General features: G+C 37.3%; 16 protein-coding genes. 3 read left to right on the plus strand and 13 right to left on the minus strand.

Annotation, left to right across the window (positions count from 1 at the left end; genetic code table 11):
• Positions 1–21 precede the first annotated feature (21 nt).
• From H4J39_RS12365 to H4J39_RS12385, 5 genes are all read right to left on the minus strand, one after another.
• Complete coding sequence (locus tag H4J39_RS12365) at positions 22–453, minus strand: hypothetical protein (RefSeq protein ID WP_182228719.1); 432 nt, start codon at positions 451–453, stop codon at positions 22–24.
• A gap of 146 nt (positions 454–599) precedes the next feature.
• Positions 600–791, minus strand: coding sequence for a DUF4177 domain-containing protein (locus H4J39_RS12370; RefSeq protein ID WP_182228721.1), 192 nt, complete (start codon positions 789–791; stop codon positions 600–602).
• 39 nt (positions 792–830) lie between these two features.
• Entirely contained in the window at positions 831–1553 is a 723-nt protein-coding gene (locus H4J39_RS12375) for an SIMPL domain-containing protein (protein WP_182228723.1), read from the minus strand.
• A gap of 143 nt (positions 1554–1696) precedes the next feature.
• Positions 1697–1975: a hypothetical protein gene (locus H4J39_RS12380; protein WP_182228725.1), complete on the minus strand. Its 279-nt coding sequence runs from the start codon at positions 1973–1975 to the stop codon at positions 1697–1699.
• Between the two features lie 656 nt (positions 1976–2631).
• Positions 2632–3429: an alpha/beta fold hydrolase gene (locus H4J39_RS12385; protein WP_182228727.1), complete on the minus strand. Its 798-nt coding sequence runs from the start codon at positions 3427–3429 to the stop codon at positions 2632–2634.
• Positions 3430–3766: 337 nt separating this feature from the next.
• Between H4J39_RS12385 and H4J39_RS12390 the strand changes: the two genes are divergently transcribed.
• On the plus strand, positions 3767–4999 hold the full coding sequence (locus H4J39_RS12390) for a hydroxymethylglutaryl-CoA reductase (RefSeq protein ID WP_182228728.1): 1233 nt from the start codon (positions 3767–3769) through the stop codon (positions 4997–4999).
• Positions 5000–5205: 206 nt separating this feature from the next.
• On the opposite strand, the gene H4J39_RS12395 is transcribed toward H4J39_RS12390, so the two are convergent.
• A complete protein-coding gene (locus H4J39_RS12395) occupies positions 5206–7623 on the minus strand; it encodes an alpha/beta hydrolase family protein (RefSeq protein WP_404842692.1) in 2418 nt (805 codons plus the stop codon).
• 421 nt (positions 7624–8044) lie between these two features.
• On the opposite strand from H4J39_RS12395, the gene H4J39_RS12400 reads away from it, so the two are divergent.
• Together H4J39_RS12400 and H4J39_RS12405 are read left to right on the plus strand one after the other, a co-directional pair.
• Entirely contained in the window at positions 8045–8326 is a 282-nt protein-coding gene (locus tag H4J39_RS12400; RefSeq protein WP_220459998.1) for a hypothetical protein, read from the plus strand.
• A gap of 267 nt (positions 8327–8593) precedes the next feature.
• Positions 8594–9193: a Yip1 family protein gene (locus H4J39_RS12405; protein WP_182228730.1), complete on the plus strand. Its 600-nt coding sequence runs from the start codon at positions 8594–8596 to the stop codon at positions 9191–9193.
• 161 nt (positions 9194–9354) lie between these two features.
• Here the strand turns inward: H4J39_RS12405 and purF are convergent, their stop codons facing one another.
• The 7 genes from purF to H4J39_RS12440 all read right to left on the minus strand — a co-directional run bounded on the left by purF (position 9355) and on the right by H4J39_RS12440 (position 19302).
• Positions 9355–10872, minus strand: coding sequence for an amidophosphoribosyltransferase (gene purF, locus H4J39_RS12410; protein ID WP_182228731.1), 1518 nt, complete (start codon positions 10870–10872; stop codon positions 9355–9357).
• Positions 10873–10985: 113 nt separating this feature from the next.
• Positions 10986–11468 carry a CvpA family protein gene (locus tag H4J39_RS12415; RefSeq protein ID WP_182228732.1) on the minus strand — a complete coding sequence of 161 codons (483 nt, stop codon included), beginning with the start codon at positions 11466–11468 and terminating at the stop codon, positions 10986–10988.
• Between the two features lie 97 nt (positions 11469–11565).
• Positions 11566–12195, minus strand: a complete 630-nt coding sequence (locus H4J39_RS12420) for an SPOR domain-containing protein (RefSeq protein ID WP_182228733.1) — start codon at positions 12193–12195, stop codon at positions 11566–11568.
• A 30-nt stretch (positions 12196–12225) separates the two neighbouring features.
• Positions 12226–13527, minus strand: a complete 1302-nt coding sequence (gene folC, locus H4J39_RS12425; protein WP_182228734.1) for a bifunctional tetrahydrofolate synthase/dihydrofolate synthase — start codon at positions 13525–13527, stop codon at positions 12226–12228.
• A gap of 7 nt (positions 13528–13534) precedes the next feature.
• Positions 13535–14395: an acetyl-CoA carboxylase, carboxyltransferase subunit beta gene (gene accD / locus H4J39_RS12430; RefSeq protein WP_182228735.1), complete on the minus strand. Its 861-nt coding sequence runs from the start codon at positions 14393–14395 to the stop codon at positions 13535–13537.
• Between the two features lie 214 nt (positions 14396–14609).
• A complete protein-coding gene (truA, locus tag H4J39_RS12435; RefSeq protein WP_182228736.1) occupies positions 14610–15392 on the minus strand; it encodes a tRNA pseudouridine(38-40) synthase TruA in 783 nt (260 codons plus the stop codon).
• Positions 15393–15681: 289 nt separating this feature from the next.
• The gene (locus H4J39_RS12440) at positions 15682–19302 is read right to left on the minus strand and encodes a FimV/HubP family polar landmark protein (RefSeq protein WP_182228737.1); all 3621 of its coding nucleotides are present in this window, start codon (positions 19300–19302) and stop codon (positions 15682–15684) included.
• Between the last annotated feature and the right edge of the window lie 266 nt (positions 19303–19568).

Consider the following 19568-nt stretch of genomic DNA (forward strand, 5'->3'; position numbering starts at 1 on the left):
CTTGACTGGTTTGTATTATTTTTATAACTCACTAATAGCTATTGCTGCATATGAATCTATAGACATGCCAAACATGTTCTCGCCCTTCTCAATAACACAACTAAGTTGATATTTTTTCCCACTTTCAAAAGAAAATACATTTTCAGGTCTAGCTGTTGTATTACCTAACTTACATAATGCTTTAACTTTATATTTACCCTCAGGGAAAGAAATATTGGCAAGCCTTACACCAAACATATCATCTGCTATGGCACTTCGTTTTGTTATTTCCTGTCCGGAAGAGTCCCACATTTGAACAATCCAAGCACTATATTCGGTGCTAAACATAGATAAGTCATGTTTCGTATTTAAATGAACAAGAGCCTTGTTATTTGTGTTTTCGGGATTATAAACAACAGGTGCTGCAGCACACCCAGTAAGTAACAATATTAACATCCAATTTAATTTTTTCATTGTGTTCCTAATTTTATAATAAATCTAAAGCCCTATTAGGGAGTAGATTGTAGTTGGCTAAAATAAGCGACGAAAGAGAAAAGCCAACTGTTCTTTATCCTGCATGAACAGCTTTGTATATGCCAGCCAATGATTAAAAAACCAACCTATTTTTCTTTTTTATAAACACACAAAGCAGATTGAGGATAGCCAAACAATGTAGATAGACTAACGCTCACAACATCCCACCCCGCTGAAGCCTCTGCATTAATTGCTACATTTAATTCTTCGGTATTTAATTCAGAATTGGTCCAGCGATTGTTAAACTTTAAATTGATTGTTTTATACTTCTTGCTCATCTTCTTATCCTTTTTATCCTTTTTATTGATATTCGCAAACTACTCAATAGTGTAAACAACATAAACAGTTGCCGTAGCTCTCATTTTACCAATTTCAAATACGCTAGATCCCGGCGGAACTCTATATCTCATTTCAGCAGCACCGTAAGATTGACCATAAATTTGCTGATTAGGTTGTAAATTATAAGTTTCATTTTGCCTCGTTTTAAATTCTGAGACTGAATGGATGTCTTTAATTTTTTTCCCTTGAATCTCAGCAATTTCCTGTGCTTTTAATCTTGCATCTTTAATGGCTAACATTAATACGCTTTTTTTGACCGCACGCTCATCTGCTAATTCCACCGTCGAAGAAATTTTAGATGTTATTTCGGCAGAAATTAACGCATCATTTAGTATTGGATATTTAGTTAAGTCTTTTAAAACTATATCTATATTACGACTTACTCTAGTGCCATTATCTATTCTTTTGCCATTTTCATACTCAATGGCTGGAATAATTTGTATAGGTGTAGCTGTAATTTGATTTGCATTAATCCCCATTTTTTTTGTTGATTCAAAAATTATTAACGACTTCTTATCTATTTCTGACTTTGCAATATCAGCGTCTAAGTTTGTTGAAACTACAGATACTGATATTTTTATTTGTTCGGGCGTTATCTCTTGCTCTGCATAGCCCTCAACATATATGTGAGGCTCTTTTGGAATGACCGAAGCGAAAGATGAGATAGTAAATATTGATAAAAATAAGGCTATGGTTTTCATGAATAATCCTTTATCAGATGAATGCTGAGTTTTATTTGCGTATAACGCCTTGTAAACGGGCTAAAAATAGTTGCCAATATATTTGCGAGGCACGTCAACAGACAACTGTTTTTTGTCCACTTTGAGTTGCTTGTGAGTTTGTTTTAACCACACTTAATTTTCTTTTCGCCAATGTGATAAATATTATTAACGAGGACATAAGCACCTGAAATAATAGCTGACGTTGGCACTGATATAATTGCAAGTATTTCGTCATTCCATTGGTAAAAACTTGTATCACCATCAGTTAAATTAACTAACTTTAATACTTTCTTATCCGTTGAGAGCTCACATTGATACTTTTCTGAATGGTCTTTTTCTGGCACTACAACACAACTGGTAATACTGAGCGCAATAAATAAAGTAAAAGTTTTTTTTAACATCAAATTTCCTTTTTGATAAATCTGATTGAGTGAGACCCAAACAAACTAAGAGCTTGTATGGAGACTTATCAGTAATATCAGCCCCATAAAGTTTATTTGATTTACATTAATATCCCATAACTTAATAACTTTAGGAAACACAAATATTAAATTTTTGTCATAACATCGATATTACTGAGGCTTCTCAGTAATATGACTCTAATAATTGATTATAAAAAGTATGGGAGATTTTTTAAATTTATTTCCGCTAAGTGCACTTACTTGCCATTATTTTATTGTGATTTGTGAGATTTCCTCACGATTTTTGACGCAAGAACTTGAATGTTTTTTGCTAATATAGCTACGGCCAAGACAAATAAAGTCATTATAGAGATTATAAATTTTGTGCGTGTAAGCATCTTTACCGTTATTAAATATAGAAATGATGGCATAACATCAATAATAGATAAACTCATGTTTGCTCAAATTGATGATGGCTGATGCTGAGAATATATTTGTTATATATGAAGATAAAATATCGTTGTGTGCACCGATAACTGTTTAGAGCATAGGTTACATAATCCATTAAAAATTAAGATCTAAAGTATCTCAATTTAGAACATGATGGGTATCGTTGTAGACTCATTATTTTATGTAATAAAAAGAACAAAAGTCCACTAGCTGTCTTGCTGAGCAATAAATGCTAAAGAGTGTTGATTAAAGAGTTCAGGATTCTCCACATTGCAGACATGACCACATTGTTGAATTGTATGTAATAAACTATTTTTATGTTGCTTTACCATTTCTATTACCGGTCCCAGAAACATATGATCTTCCTTGCCCATAATATAAAGAATAGGAATATCGATCTCTTTTTCTTTGAAGTATCGCATTAAAGGATTTACATCCATTGCTAGCTTGAACCAACGAATAAATTCTTTTTGGCACAAACGTTTAGCTTCGCGTACAAATAAATGTCGAGATTCTTTATGACGTTTTTTTGGCATCATAATGAAAGCAAATAAACGATATAACCACATGTATGGCAGGCAATGTTTAAAAGTATTCCCCAAATAAACCAAAATATTACTACGCGCATTGAAACGAGTAATAGCACCACCTAAAACCATACTTGATACGTACTCAGGTGCAAGTTCCGCTATATTTCGAATGATAATAGTACCCAGTGAAATACCAACGAAATGAGCACACGCAATATTATTGTGATCTAAGACATCGATAATATCTTCAGAGACCTTATTAAAAGAATAATTACTGTCAACAAAGGTTTGTACCAAGTGACTGGACTTTCCATGACCACGAAGATCAAGTAAAAGCACATTATACTCTTTTTGATAATCCCTGATCTGACGAAACCAGATTGCCGAACTACCACCGGCACCATGGACAAAAACAACCCATACTTTACTGGTTTTATGTGGATAAATAGTATGAAAAAGAATTGATTTGCTCATTGCTGCAAGCGACCTATTACACTGAGTTGTACAAGCTTAAGATATTCAGTATAACTAATTTTAAAGAAAATCTCCTTATAAGTTCTCTAACACGGCTCTTTTAGAAGATTAATAGAAAGTTTTGATTATTATCAATGCGATTTCATATCAATATTGACCTTTATTTAACCTTGTATATTATTCAACCTTAACATTAATAACCTTTTGCTATCTTACCTATAATGACTTGCTAAGCCCCTTAAGGAAAAGATAGAATTGGCCGTTGATTATTTCGCTGTAACGTCATCATAAAATCAACACTCAACACCCTTCTTTTAAATTTACTACTGGCTAACAGATGATTACAGACGTAAACAAAAACGATGATTTTTTCAATGATTTGTCTCCCGATCATACAAGCCCCTATGATCGGTTTCCTAATGGTAGTAATTGTACCGTAGCGGCTATTAATAAACGCTGGCAGCACTTGACTAAAGTTGATACTAAAATTACCGCGCATGTTTCAAGTTTATATGCAGGTGAAGACTTAAGTGAGTATGCGTCTAATATTGAAAACTGTATTGGCACAGTGAAAGTCCCCGTTGGTATTGCTGGACCTATTCGAGTTCGCGGAACTTATGCTCAGGGTGATTTTCTATTACCGATGGCAACCACTGAAGCGGCGCTAGTCGCTAGTTATCATAGGGGCTCAGTACTTATTTCTAAAGCCGGTGGCTGCTCCGCCATCTTAATTTCCGAGGGGGTCACTCGTTCTCCTGGCTTTGCATTTAATACTATCGCTAACTTAGCGACTTTTTCTCATTGGGTTTTACTCAATAAAAATAAACTAAGTGAAACGGCTAAACAGACCAGTAATTATTGCCGACTAATTGATATTCGCATTGCCACAGAAGGGAATCACCTCTATTTACTTTGTGACTACACCACTGGTGATGCAGCAGGTCAAAATATGGTGACTATAGCTACACAAGCCATTTGTGAATATATTATCGCGAATAGCCCTGTACAACCTGAGTACTGGTTTGTCGAAGCAAACTGCTCTGGTGATAAAAAATCATCTGCGCAATCTTATACCAGTGTTAGGGGCAAAAAAGTTTCTGTGGAAGTAAAAATACCAGAGAAGTTGGTGAAACGTTTTTTACATACAACACCGCAACGTATGGTTGATTGCTGGCGTATGTCAGCTTTAGGCGGTGTTATGAGTGGCACAATGGGCGTACAAGGGCATTACGCTAATAGTCTTGCTGCTATGTTTATTGCCTGTGGGCAAGATGCGGCTTGCGTTGCTGAAGCGGCTGTAGGTATCACTCGCTTTGAAAGACGTGACGATGGCGCTTTATATTGTGCTGTAACGTTACCCAACTTAATTGTTGGTACCGTTGGTGGAGGAACTAAGCTCCCTAGCCAAAAATCTTGTTTAGAAATGATGAATTTACCAAAAGAAAATCAGGCAAGAGCATTTTCAGAAATTTGTGCCGCTGCCGCGCTGGCAGGAGAAATATCAATTATTGGCTCATTGGCTGCTGGCGATTTCACATCGGCACATAAAAGCTTAGCCAGAGATAGGTAACGTTTATCACCTAACGATTAATAATGCTTTTTGCCAATTCATGCGGCCAATTAAAAGCCGTTAATCTTTTAGATTAATGGCTTTTTTGTGTTTATTTTGATCTGTTTTCAAAACAATTAAAAATGGAGCGAAAATATAGGGTCAACTGAGTTTGTATAATAAGCCATATAAATTGAGTAGTCGTTTTACATGGCTTAATCAAACCGCTATTTAGTCGTTGGATTTTTCACATATTTATCTAACCATTGATGTTGTTCCCATAACATATGTAACAATGACTCTCTGGCTCTATAACCATGCTGTTCGTGGGGTAACATGACTAAACGAGCATTGCCACCAAGGCCTTTAAGAGCGGCAAACATTCGTTCAGATTGCATCGGAAATGTGCCTGAATTTGGATCTTCTTTACCATGGATCATCAACATAGGTTCATTTATTTTTTCTGCATGAAAAAAGGGTGACATAGAAGCATAAGTTGATTGACCTTCCCAGAAGCTACGTTCTTCACCTTGAAAACCAAAGGGGGTTAAGGTACGGTTATAAGCACCACTTCGAGCAATACCCGCTTTAAATAAGTCACTATGAGCCAGTAAATTAGCGACCATAAATGCGCCATAAGAATGACCTGCGATAGCGATACGATCCTTATCAGTAACTCCTTTTGCAACCAAAACATCAACAGCCGCTTGAGCACTTGAAACTAGCTGTTCACGGAATGTGTCATTAGGTAAAGTGCCGTCAAAGCCAACAATTGGCATTTTAGCACCAGAGAACACGGCAAAACCTTGCGCTAAATGTGGCATAGGCCCCCAATAGCTAACACGCACGAATTCATAAGGCGAATCAGATACTTGTCCTGCAACTTTTTTATCTTTGTATTCTCTTGGATAAGCCCAAATTAAGGTAGGTAATGGCCCTTGGCTTTTATCATAATCCGCGGGTAAATAAAGTGTGCCACTCAACTCAACGCCATCTTTACGTTTATATTTCAGCTTTTCTTTACTCACTCCGACAAAAGCAGGTGTTGGGTGTGGAAAATCAGTAAATTGAATTAAGGTATTTTTACTTAAGTCACGAACAAAAAAGTTTGGCTGATCAGTAGTTGATTCTCGCAGCGTCATTACTTTAGTGGCTTGCTCATTAAGTACTAAAACAATACGCTCATAATAAGGTGCTGTAGATTTCCACACGTTTATTTTCTTTTTAGCACTAAAATCATATTGATTTAAAAAAGGAATATTGCCTTCTGCAGAGGCACCTGTGCCTGTCAAATAAACGCTATTATTGTTATCTAACGTTTTAATAACATTTATGCCAAATTGGTTTCTTTCTTTGATGAAACGACCGGGATCATTATAACGGTCGTTATAAGAACGCTCTTGAAAGAGTGTTTTTTTAACATTAGTTTGACTCGGATTAAATTTCCACTGTCTTGTTTGACGATCACTAAAGCGCCAATCACTTATCATAGCGAAGTTTTTATTACCCCAGGTTATATCATCAAAACGACGTTCTATTTTTTGGAATAGTTTTGGATCGTTATTAAAAGGAGCTGTCCAGGTGTATACATAGTCATGATGCTCAACGTCTGTTTTCATGCTACCGCCATCTTGGGCTTCTGCCCAAACTAAAGTCGCAGCTACATCACTTCGCCAATTGATATTACGGCGACCTTCTCGAACAGAGTCAAATCCTTTGGGTATATTTTCTCCTGAAGCCAAATCGGCAACTTGAGTCACTAATTTACCTTCAACCGACCAAACTTGTGTTTCCTCTGGAAATCGTCTTGCTGGTACAAGATAAGAAAAAGGCTTTTTAACTTGCGAGACTAATAAATACTGACCATCAGGTGAAAGGGTAAAATCTTTAACCATGGCTGCTTTTCCAAGCTTATTTATTCTACCCGTCAAGCTAATTTCAGCTAATTGAGAACGAGTTAAAAACTCAAAAAGAGCTTCATCATAAGGCGTTTTTAATAAGTTTGAGTATGTTCTTACCGCTGCTTTTGTTCCTGAAGTTGTTTGGATCACTGGCTGAATCTTTGCTTTAGACGCTTGAGGTTTATCGCTTGCTTTAGCAATCGTTAATCGGGTATAGAACCCTGTAGAATCGCGTTTCCAACGATATTGAGTCCCACCAAGTGAAGCATTAATTGCGTGCTTACTCACTTGCTTAGTTTTTTTAGTTTTGAGGTTATATTTCCACAAGGTTAATCCTTGTTTGTTTTCTACGATAAAGGCTAAATATTGAGAGTTAGGTGAAAAGTTCACACTCATAATTTTACCTGCAGGCAAGTCCTTAATCGCAACTTGTTCATCGCCATCTACTTTTTTAAGGGTAATACCTGTATAGCCACTTGACCGACTTGGGGCAAAAATACTGGCATTAATTCTTAATCCTGCAAGTTTTTCTTCGGGCTGAGCAAGTTCTTCAATCGATTTAGCTCCAGGACGAGCTAATATAGCCACCCATTGTTTATCTGCCGAAATGCGCACACTTGGCTGCCTTGGCGCGTCAACTAAATCTGCAAGTTGCTTGGGTGGTATTTTAAAGTCGTTGTCCGCAATAGCGTTTTGGCTAAAAGCTACAGTGAGTAAAATAAGTAGTAAACGTTTCAATGAGATATCCCTTTTCTTAGTTTAAAATTATAATTTTTAATATCATACCCTATTTCGTTTTTTGGGGAAAAGCGAGGGGAAATATTGTCCAAGTTATTTATATTCAAGCATCATGACATTATCAAAAAACGCTTAAAGCATCGTGGTAGCCTTTACTCAGTTGAGTTATCTACCGGTGTAGTAATTCCATTAGGAAGAACTCAATATGTCATTATTAACACGAGATTCGATAACTAAAGTTTAATTGTTTACGTTTGTACTGGTTAAGTCTATTTAGCAGGTGGCGGTATTTTGCGAAATAACCAAATAAGGTTTAGAATAATTTCCCTCCAAAAAATACATATGCATGTTAATGGCACAGCGTTTATTAATACATTAAAAGTGTAATAGTTCGTTAAACAATTAGTCATAGTTAATGCTGGGAATAATGATGAAAAAGAAAACGGTAAAAGATTTACTAAAAACGCATGAAAAACTCGTCCACAGTGAAAATGTTACGGTAATTTCTCATGTACAAAGAGAACAAGATGAGTGGTTTGTTAATACAGTGATGATAAAAGGCTGTAATGCACCATTTAAATATAAGCGCAAAAAAGTTTATAAATCTCTCGCTAAGCAACAAGTAAATATGACCTATTACGCGGGTACTGAAACGATTGCTGGTTTTGACATAGAGATCATGAATATTGTTAGAATAAAAGTCGCATAGATTTAAGCCTTTCCAACATAATTAGCCACATGACTTTATTCTTAAATAACAAAATAATATATCAGCATATAACTATTAGTTATTTTCGATATAAAAATAAGTTATTTGCACTTAATTTAGCTTAATTAGTATTCATCTCTTGACGAAAGCGTCGCCATCTTACATAAATAAGCTATCAATAATAAAGTTATTGATCGACACAGACATTTATTAATAAAAACTAAAAAATGATAAATGTAATTTTGGGGACAGCGAGAGGATTTTATTATGATATTAAATCATATATGGGGATTGTACACTGACCCTAAGAAAGAATGGCACACAATTGAAAAGCGTCATGAAAGCTTAATGTACAGCATGGTTCATATTCTTACCATTGCGTTAATACCTGCCATTTGTAGTTATTTCGCAGCCGCTCATATAGGGTGGACAATAGGCGTAGGTGACCCAATAAAGCTCACCCAGTCAAGTGCAATGTCAATGTCAGTAGCAATGTATTTGGGCTTGATTTTTGGCGTTATTGGTTTAGCTTTTTTAATTCAGTGGATGGCAAAAACATTTGACGCTAAACCTGATTTTACGCAATCTTTAGAGTTAGCCGCTTATACTGCAACACCATTATTAATGGTTGGAGTAACCGCGTTATTTCCTGTTTTATGGTTTGTTGCTTTAGCAGGACTAGCAGCACTTTGTTATTCTGTTTATTTACTTTATTCAGGGGTTCCCATTATGATGAATATTCCTGAAGAGAAAGGCTTTATTTATTCAAGTTCAGTGGTTACCTGTGGTTTAGTACTACTTGTTTCTTTAATGGCATTTAGCGCCATTATGTTAGGTATGGGTTTCGGCTCTGAATATGTATCTTAAGGTTTAACTATTTTAAGATAGAATTCATAAGCGATTGATTTTTAAAATATCGACTTATACATTAACTCATAAAAAAAGCCCATTTAGCGATAAACTAAATGGGCTTTCTATTTTTAATACTATTATTGAATTTTTATCAATTTATTAATGGCATAAATTCGTTATTCCGCACCTTCGTTGTGCATATCAATAATTGAATCAGCATTTTTATCTGAATCTTCTTTATTATCATTGTTTCTCAAAGCGTCTAATCGTTCTAAATAGCCTTGGTTAATGTCTTTAGTAATATACTGACCATCGAACACTGATGTTTCGAACTGTTTAATTTCAGGGTTTACACTGCCTACAGCACTCACCAAATCTTCCAATGTTTGATAGATAAGTTTATCTGCACCAATTAACTGGCAAATATCGTCGACTTCACGTCCGTGAGCAATCAATTCATTGGCACTTGGCATATCAATACCATAGACATTAGGAAAACGAATTTCCGGGGCTGCTGAAGCGAAATAAACATTCTTAGCACCGGCAGAGCGAGCCATTTCAATGATTTGTCCAGAAGTGGTGCCACGTACAATAGAGTCATCAACCAACAAAACGTTCTTGCCAGCAAATTCAGTTGTTATAGCATTAAGTTTACGACGTACTGATTTTTTACGCTGCTCTTGGCCAGGCATAATAAAAGTACGCCCAATATACCTATTTTTCACAAAACCTTGGCGATACGGAATACCAAGATGACGAGCAATTTCTAGCGCAGTATCACATGATGTTTCAGGGATAGGGATAACAACATCAATATCTATGTCTTCCCATTCTTTAGCTATTTTATCACCCAATTTTTTGCCCATTTCAACACGAGAACCATATACAGAAATTTTATCAATAGCTGAGTCAGGACGAGCAAAATAAACGTATTCAAAAATACAAGGGTTGTAAGCTGGGTTTTCTGCACATTGTTGACTATGTATTTGTCCATCTTCAGTGAAATAAATTGCTTCACCAGGGGCAACATCTCGCACAAATTCAAAGTCGTTTGCATCAAGTGCTACCGACTCAGAAGCCACCATATATTCAGTGCCTGTAGCAGTTACACGCTTACCAAATACTAAAGGACGAATTCCATTTGGGTCACGAAATGCAACCATGCCATGACCTATAATTAAGGCAACCGTTGCATAAGCGCCACGAATTCGCTTGTGCACATTACTGATCGCTTTAAAAATATCATCAGGTGTTAATTTTAAATTTTCAGTCAGTTGTAATTCATGACCAAGAATATTCAGTAATAACTCAGAATCAGACGTCGTATTAACATGACGACGTGCAACATTAAACAACCACTCTTTTAATTCTATCGCATTGGTTAAATTACCATTATGTGCGAGAGAAATACCAAAAGGGGCATTGGCATAAAAAGGTTGAGCTTCTGAAGAACTTGAGGTGCCTGCGGTTGGATATCTAATATGACCAATACCCATGTTACCTTGTAATCGCAACATATGACGTGTGTGAAACACGTCTTTTACCAAACCATTACCTTTGCGTAATCTAAAGGTATTGTTATGAATAGTCACAATACCAGCAGCGTCTTGACCACGATGTTGCAGTACAGTTAATCCGTCATATAATGCCTGACCAACCGATGTTTTCCCAACAATGCCAACAATACCACACATGAGCTTACTCTCCACAGAACTAAGTTTAAAAGCGTTTTAAAGAAAATAAACGCTAAGTAAATAAAAATTATACTAATTAGTATCAGCCCCGTATTAATGGCACTGGAATAAAATTATTTCAAAAAGCTTGATGAATTTTTTAGGTATTCAAAAAACCATTCTACAATGAGTGTAAACTCGGGGATCAGTTGAGAACTCGTCCACCACGTGGTTGATGATGCAGGTGTAAAGGCATCCATAAAGAATAGCACAGCACTAATAATTAATACGCCACGTAATGCACCAAAAACAAGACCCAGTACACGATCTGTACCAGATAAACCCGTTTTACTGACGAGTTGACCAATTAAATAATTAACAAGTGCACCGAGAATTAACGTAGTGATAAAGAGAATAGCAATCGCAGCAGCATTACGAAGCGTTTGATCGGAAATATTAGTCAATAAACTGGAGAGGTTTACATAAAAATTACTGGCAATAAAGAAGGCACTGATCCAGATAACTAGCGAAACTGCTTCTTTTACAAAGCCGCGCACTAAGCTAATTAATGTTGAAATGCCTACAACTGCCAAAATGGCATAGTCTATCCAAACCATAAATTAAACGTTACCAATGAATACTTACCAGTATAATTAGGCGCGCATTCTAACAGGAATGCGCCTTATTGTGCCAATCTTTTATTTTTATTGTGAATTATTTTGTTGGGTAAAAGCGAGCAATTTTACCTTGAACTCCCGTGAGCTTTTTCAATGGAGTGATTTTTTTCATCAGTGAGCTTTTAATGAGTTCAGGGCCAATAAAGACTTTGATTAATGTACCATTTTTTGTATTTATCGGCTTAGTAAAAGCAGTGTAACCGTTGTCTTTAAGCTTGAGTAATAACTTAGCAACATTTTTTTTATGTCGAAAACTCCCTAATTGCACCACCCATGCTTGTTGTAATACTGACTTTTCCGGTAACGTTTTTTCTGGTATTTTCTCAGTTAGTTCTTTTTCTGCACTCACTGTGGAATTATTTAAACGCTGAGCATCACTGTCTTTACTCTCAGTTTTAACCGTATATTTTATCGGTTGTTCAGCAGTCGGTAATTCATCATCTAGCGCAAGTTCATCACTCAATGTTTCTTCTTCTATTTTAACAATTTTATCTTTAGGAAAGATCCGCGTATTCTTGTCAAATTCAACATGAGGTGGTGGTGGAATTTTTTCAAACTCATCTTGATAAGTCTTTTTATTGCCGTCAAGTAAGTCTGGCAAAATGATAATAGCAATTGCAGCCACGATAATGGTGCCAACTAAGCGATTTTGAAAAGGTGTAGACAAATGAAATTCCCCCGGCTGAAGTCAATAAAACTACAGCAGTAAACGTCTGACTTCAGCAACGGTATAAAATGATCCAAACACTAAAATAAGATCTGCTGCTGTTGAATTTTTGTTAGCCATTCTAAATGCCTGAGTAATATTGTCAAAACAATTAGCTGAATCTTCATTTAATGACAGTTTTTCGGCTAGTTCTTTTGCGCTAGCACCACGAGGCATTGATAACCCGCCTAAATACCAATGATCAACAAGGGCTGATAATGGTCGAAAGGTATTGGCAATATCTTTGTCTTTTAGCATACCAGTAACAGCATAGAGTTTGTTGTACTGTTGTGATTTCAAGTGTTCAACTAAATAACGCGCTGCTTGTGGGTTATGGCCAACATCGAGTAAAACAGGACTATTTAAGCTTTTACTCGTAATAAGTTCTGTACGCCCAGCAACTTTTGTTTTTTGGATTAAAGCATTGATATTTTGAGTATTAAAAACAAACGAGAAATCTTTTAGTAGCGCCAAAACTGTTAATGCTGTCGCTACGTTGTCTTGAGGTATAAAGGGTTTAGTTAACCCATTAACTCGCAGCTCGCCAAATTTCCAGTCCCACAAAGCGTAAAAATGCTCGTTAGCCAATGATTGTTGCGCTTGAATAGAAAAGTCATGTTCGCGCAGACTTACGATAGCGTTGATATTTTTGGCGTGTGTAAGCACCGATTTAGGGCATTGAGTATCACCTATCACGACTTTTCGATTAGCTCGCATAATACCCGCTTTTTCAAAGCCAATGCTTTCACGGTTGTCGCCTAAATATGCTTGATGGTCTAAATCTATTGTGGTGATCACGGCAATATCAGCATCAATTAAATTTGTAGCATCTAGGCGTCCACCTAAACCGACTTCAAGAATAATGAAGGCTGGCTTTATCGCCATTAATACAATAAAAGCAGCTAAGGTTGTGTATTCATAGTAAGTCAGTGAAATACCATCACGCTGTTCTTCTATTAGCTCGAATGCGGAGATCAATGATTGGTCGTCTATATCGATATTATTAATACGTAAACGTTCATTAAAATTTTCAATATGTGGTGAAGAATACACCGCAACCGTTTCACCCTGAGCGAGCAGAGCATTTTCAATAAAAGCACACGTTGTACCTTTACCATTGGTGCCTGCCACCGTGATCACTTGAGCAAAACTGAAATCGATATTTAATCGCTTAGCGACATGCGAAATACGCGTCAGACCCAAGTCAATTTCAGTTAAATGAATAGTTTCTAAATAAGAAAGCCATTGAGCTAGAGACTTTCTAGCAGAATGGCTTTTATTGTTTTTTTGCATAATATCTTTATGAAACGTTAAGGCTTGGATGCCCCATGAATTTAGCTAACAGCCGAGACAGTGTATTTCGCATATCACGTCGATCAACAATAATATCGATAGCACCCTTCTCTTTTAAAAACTCACTACGTTGAAAACCTTCAGGTAGTTTTTCACGTACTGTTTGTTCAATAACACGTGGGCCAGCAAAACCAATTAAGGCTTTAGGCTCTGCAACGTTAACATCACCTAGCATCGCTAAACTAGCCGATACACCGCCCATCGTTGGGTCAGTTAATACAGAAACGTAAGGTAAACCTTTTTCACTCATTTTTGCTAGTGCTGCACTCGTTTTTGCCATTTGCATTAATGAAAATAATGCTTCTTGCATACGCGCGCCGCCACTGGCAGAAAAACAAACAAGGGGGACATTATGCTCAAGGCAGTATTCAACCCCTTTAACAAACCTAGCACCCACAACCGAGGCCATTGATCCGCCTAAAAATGAAAATTCAAAAGCTGCAGCAACAATTGGCATACCATTGAGTTCACCTTTCATGACAACAAGTGCATCTTTTTCACCAGTACTTTTTTGCGCAGCACTTAAACGGTCTTTATAACGTTTTGAATCTTTGAACTTCAAGATATCTTGTGCTTCAAACTCTTCACCTAATTCAGCACGATTATCTTTATCTAAAAAGCAATCTATTCGCTTACGTGCAGAAATACGCATGTGGTGATCACACTTTGGACAAACTGATAATAATCTATCAAGTTCAGCTTTATAAAGTACAGCATTACAAGAAGAGCACTTGCTCCAAACGCCTTCAGGGATATTGCGCTTTTGTGTTGTCTTCGCTTTTGGGAGAATTTTTTCGATCCAGCTCATAATTTATTTTTGCCTTCTTTTACCTAATATGTTCATAGGAACATAGAAAAATTTGCCGATATTGGTTTCAACCTATCAGCAAATTGTTAATTTTTTGAATTATTCCAACTATAACCGACAATTAAAGCACATTTAGCCCTACTGTGAATACAAAAAACTGGTCTGTTTTGTTGGAATTATCAGTTTGTAATTGCTCATTCTGCCAATATTTATCTTAAAGTAAAAATAGTGGTCCCAGCGGAGGTTTTGGAATATTGAACTCTTGTGGGTAATCCACGCCAACAAAATATAAACCCGCAGCGGATGCCATCATGCCAGCTACGCAGCGATTTTTAGCTTCGAGTACTTCCCCCAACCACGCTACAGTTTCTAATTGTTGGCCTATACGCATCAAACTACCAGCGATATTTCTCACCATATGGTGTAAAAAAGCATTGCCTTTAACATCAATAATAACAAATTCGCCTTGGCGAGAAACATTACAATGAATAAGTGTTCGAACCGGAGAATGTGACTGACAGTGAACCGTCCGAAAGGAAGTGAAATCATGTTTACCCAGTAAAGACTGAGCCGCCTGATGCATTAATTTTTCATCAAGTGGATAATGACAGCTCGTTATTCCTTGACTTAAAATCGCAGATCTTAAACGGTTGTTATTAATAACATAGCGATAACGACGTGCTGTTGCGCTAAATCGAGCATGAAAACTTTCATCAACTTGCTTCACCCAAGAAACAGCAATATCACTGGGTAAATTAGTATTAACGCCAAGTGTCCAAGCAACATCTTTACGCACTTTATCTGTTTCAAAGTGAATAACTTGATTGGTTGCACTAACACCTGTGTCGGTCCTACCTGCACAAATAACTTCAATGTTTTCATTAGCAATTTTTGATAAGGCTTTTTCTACATTTTGCTGAACACTGACCGCATTTTTTTGTCGTTGCCAACCGTGATAACGACTTCCATCGTATTCAATACCTAAAGCGTAACGCATCAATAACTCCCAATTATAATGCGCGCATTATCCAATATTTTAAGGTTTATGCCAATGAGGTTTTGCATAATAGCCATTCCTCTTTAAAGTTAAGGATTTTAATTAGCATTAAACACAATTATTTAAAGAGAGTTAATTAAACAGAGTTGCTCTGTATTTGATGTGTTGAACGCCGTATCAAATCATTCTGAATCGATTCAAGCAGGGTTTTAATCTCTTTCATTATTGGGCGTGGGTATATAAAAAAAGCCACAAAAGTGGCTTTAAATAAAAGATTCAAGCGTGTTCTTTATAAACTGATATTATCAAGTAATTGCTGAGCATCAAATTGTTGTTGTGCGTCGCCTTTTTCAACAACATCTTGAAGTATCACTTCAGCATTTTCATTGTCGCCAATTTCAATATAAACTTTGGCTAAATCTAATTTTGCAGCGATACCGTTATCATCTTCGTCTTCGGCAGAGTTATCGCCAGAAAATTCAGGAAATTCACTGAGTCCAACATTAAAATCAGTTTTACTGTAAGGTTCTTCATCATTTGTTGAACCTAAACTATCTGATAATAAAGAGTCGACAGAAACAAAGTCATCTTCATCACTATCAAAATCAATATTTAAATTATTATCACTATCTAGATCATCTCCAATATCTAAAGCATCATCTAAGTCGAGACCGAAATCCTCTTCATCATCTGGTTGCTCTGCTGCTGAGTCAATCGTGTCTAGATCGATATCATCAGTCGTAAAATCATCAGATAAATCTAAATCACTTGAAGAGGGTTTATGACCTTCTTCTATATTGGCGAGTAGTTCATCAAAGTCAACATTATCAAGATCTTCAATCGCGTCACTTTCACTATTATTACTAACCGCATCGCTTTGTGTTGGTTTTTCATCGGCCAGTAAATCCGCTAATACGTCACTATCGGTATAATCAGTTGATAATTCAGACCCCTGCTCATTCGCTTGTCCATTAGTGAGTATATCATCACCAATATCTAACTCATTGGTAAGTGAATTATCACTGTCTGCCACTTCAGCCAAAAGTGCATCTATGTCAAGATCATCAGACAAATCTTTGTTTTCGCTCGTGCTGACATCAGCGTCATCAATTAACTCTTCAGTATCGTCATTAAGCAACGCACTAAAGTCTACGGATAAGAAAGGTGCTACATAATCATTTGTAAAGTTTTCAATAAGCGCTTTATTTTCATCTTCCGTTGTCTCAATTTCATCTGCTGCTATATCCGTGTCTGCTTGCATAGGCGCTTCGTTTGAAGGCTGCCCTTCATTGCCCTGTATATCACCAAGCAAACTGTCAATGTCATCAGGGTCAGTTAAGTCTAAGTTTTCATCAAGCTTATCTGCAGCCAGATCATCAAGCGGATCAACAATATCATCGGCCGTAATAGGTTTTGATACCTCTTCAGGGTCGGCCATTGAGTCTAATAATGCATCAATGTCGTCAGGATCTGAAATTTCAAAATTTTCAGGCTTGTCATTGAGTTCTGCAACGGCACTTTCTTTAACCATTGAGTCCATCAAGGCATCAATATCATCTGGGTCTGTCAGCTCTGCCGGACCGTCATCAACCACTTCAGGGATAGGATCAGTCGGTGTCGCTGCCATTGAATCCATCAATGCATCAATATCATCTGGATCGGTTAGCTCTGCCGGACCGTCATCAACCACTTCAGGTGTGGGATCAGTCGGTGTCTCTGCCATTGAATCCATCAACGCATCAATATCATCTGGGTCGGTTAGCTCTGCCGGACCGTCATCAACCACTTCAGATGTGGGATCAGTCGGTGTCGCTGCCATTGAATCCATCAAAGCATCAATATCATCTGGGTCGGTTAGCTCTGCCGGACCGTCATCAACCACTTCAGGGATAGGCGCCGCTGGTGCAGCTGCCATTGAATCCATCAAGGCATCAATATCATCTGGGTCAGTCAGCTCTGCTGGACCGTCATCAATCACTTCAGGGATAGGCGCTGCTGGTGCGGCTGCCATTGAATCCATCAACGCATCGATATCATCAGGGTCGGTTAGCTCTGCCGGACCGTCATCAACCACTTCAGGGATAGGCGCTGCTGGTGCGGCTGCCATTGAGTCCATCAGGGCATCAATATCATCTGGGTCGGTAAGCTCTGCTGGACCGTCATCAACCACTTCAGGGATAGGCGCTGCTGGAGCTGCTGCCATTGAGTCCATTAGGGCATCAATATCATCTGGATCGGTAAGCTCTGCTGGACCGTCATCAACCACCTCAGGGATAGGCGCTGCTGGAGCTACCGAATCCATCAATGCATCGATATCATCAGGGTCGGTAAGCTCTGCCGGACCGTCATCAACCACCTCAGGCGTAGGTGCTGCTGGAGCTACCGAGTCCATCAACGCATCAATATCATCAGGATCAGTCAGTTCAGCAGGTGCTTCAACTACCGAGTCCATCAATGCATCGATATCGTCAGGGTCAGTCAGTTCAGCAGGCGCTTCCACTACCGAGTCCATCAACGCATCAATATCGTCAGGATCAGTCAGTTCAGCAGGTGTTTCTTCATCTGTAGCTTCATTTAATAAATCATTAAGTAAATCTTGACCTAATTCGCCTCCTTCTAATGCTTCTCCTGCCGCCTCTTCTTTGCTGGTATCTTCTTCATCGTCATCACCAAGGCCTGAAAGTAAAGAATCTAAATCACTTTGATCTAACTCTCCACCTTCTAGTTCTTCACCATCAAGTGATATGTCTTCTAAATCATCTAAATCGTCAAGACCATCTAAGTCATCTAAATCATCGAGATCATCATCTAAATGAATAACATCATCATCAAGTAACTCATCATCTAACGATCCTAAGCCATCGTCGTCGTCAGAAAATAATGAGTCATCCAAATTAAGATCGTCTTCATCGAGGTCCATTGACAGTTCATCGTCTAACGATAACTCATCATCGAGCGATAATTCATCATCAAGGGAGAGTTCACTGTCTAAACTTCCAAGTGTTTCTTCTTTAGGTTCAGGCTTTTCTTGTTCAACCGCTTTTGACTTTTTAGGCTTAGCGACTTTTTCTACTTCACCGCTTTTCTTACGACGCATTAACCAAGCACCAAACATTATGGCACTCAATGCTGGCAAGGTTGACATAAGTATCTTGAACCAAAGTTGTGACGTTATCCCTTCATTTTCAAGTTCAATTTTTTGTTTTTCTAATAATAGTTCTTGCTCTCTCGCTTCTGCCTTTTTTAGTAATTCTTGTTGAAGCGCTATAACATCATTAAGCTGAAGCTTTATTTCTTTGCCTTTTGCGACTTCATTTTGCATGACATCGAGCTGTTCATTAAAATTACTTAAACGAGAATTAAGATTTTCATTTTCTTTGAGTATTGCTTGCAAGCCATCAATTGAATCTAAAACATCATTTTGAATAGTTTCTAAGCGAACCGTTTGCTTCGTGTCTATTTCTTCAAGTTGTGCATTAATTTCTTTTTTTGTTGCGTCTAAATCTTTCTTTTTAATAGCGAGTTCAGCGGGAGGAACAACTTTTTTCTTCACTGTTTTAGCGACTTTCTTTTGCCATGTTTTATCATCAGTCGTTGATTTACTTTTTGCCTGCACGGGATTTATCGCACGCATTTCATCAATAGACGGTAATTTTAAATATTGTCCGTTATTAAGATGATTTAAATTATTTTCTTTAAATGCTTGAGGATTTTTTTGATAGAGAGCCTGCATCACTTGATAAACAGATAACGTTGGTTCTGGACGAACTGTTAAAGCAATATTCCACAGGGTATCTTTTGACGTAATAGGTCCATATTGATCATACGGAAATATATCCGTAGCTTTAGGTCCCCTAATACGAATACCGCCTTCTTCAAAGGCGAATAGAGAAACACTAAATGTAGTCATGCTTATAAATATTACCTGCCACAGGCACAGGCGTAATAATCGATGCATCAAGTTTTCCTAATTATTTTTATTTATTGCCAATAGTTTGGCACTTTAAGCCTAGAGAAAGTAAAGCAAATTCTATTCCAACCTTACTCTTACTACCTATATGATAGCAAGTAAATAGCAAGAATTTTAGTCATAATCAAACAAAAAAACTCGTCGTTAACTATAACGACGAGTTTTGATTTTTCTTTAATAAATCTTAAGGTTAACGAGCATTTAAC

The sequence above is a fragment of the Colwellia sp. Bg11-12 genome (assembly GCF_014076955.1).
In the GTDB taxonomy this organism is placed as follows: domain Bacteria; phylum Pseudomonadota; class Gammaproteobacteria; order Enterobacterales; family Alteromonadaceae; genus Colwellia_A.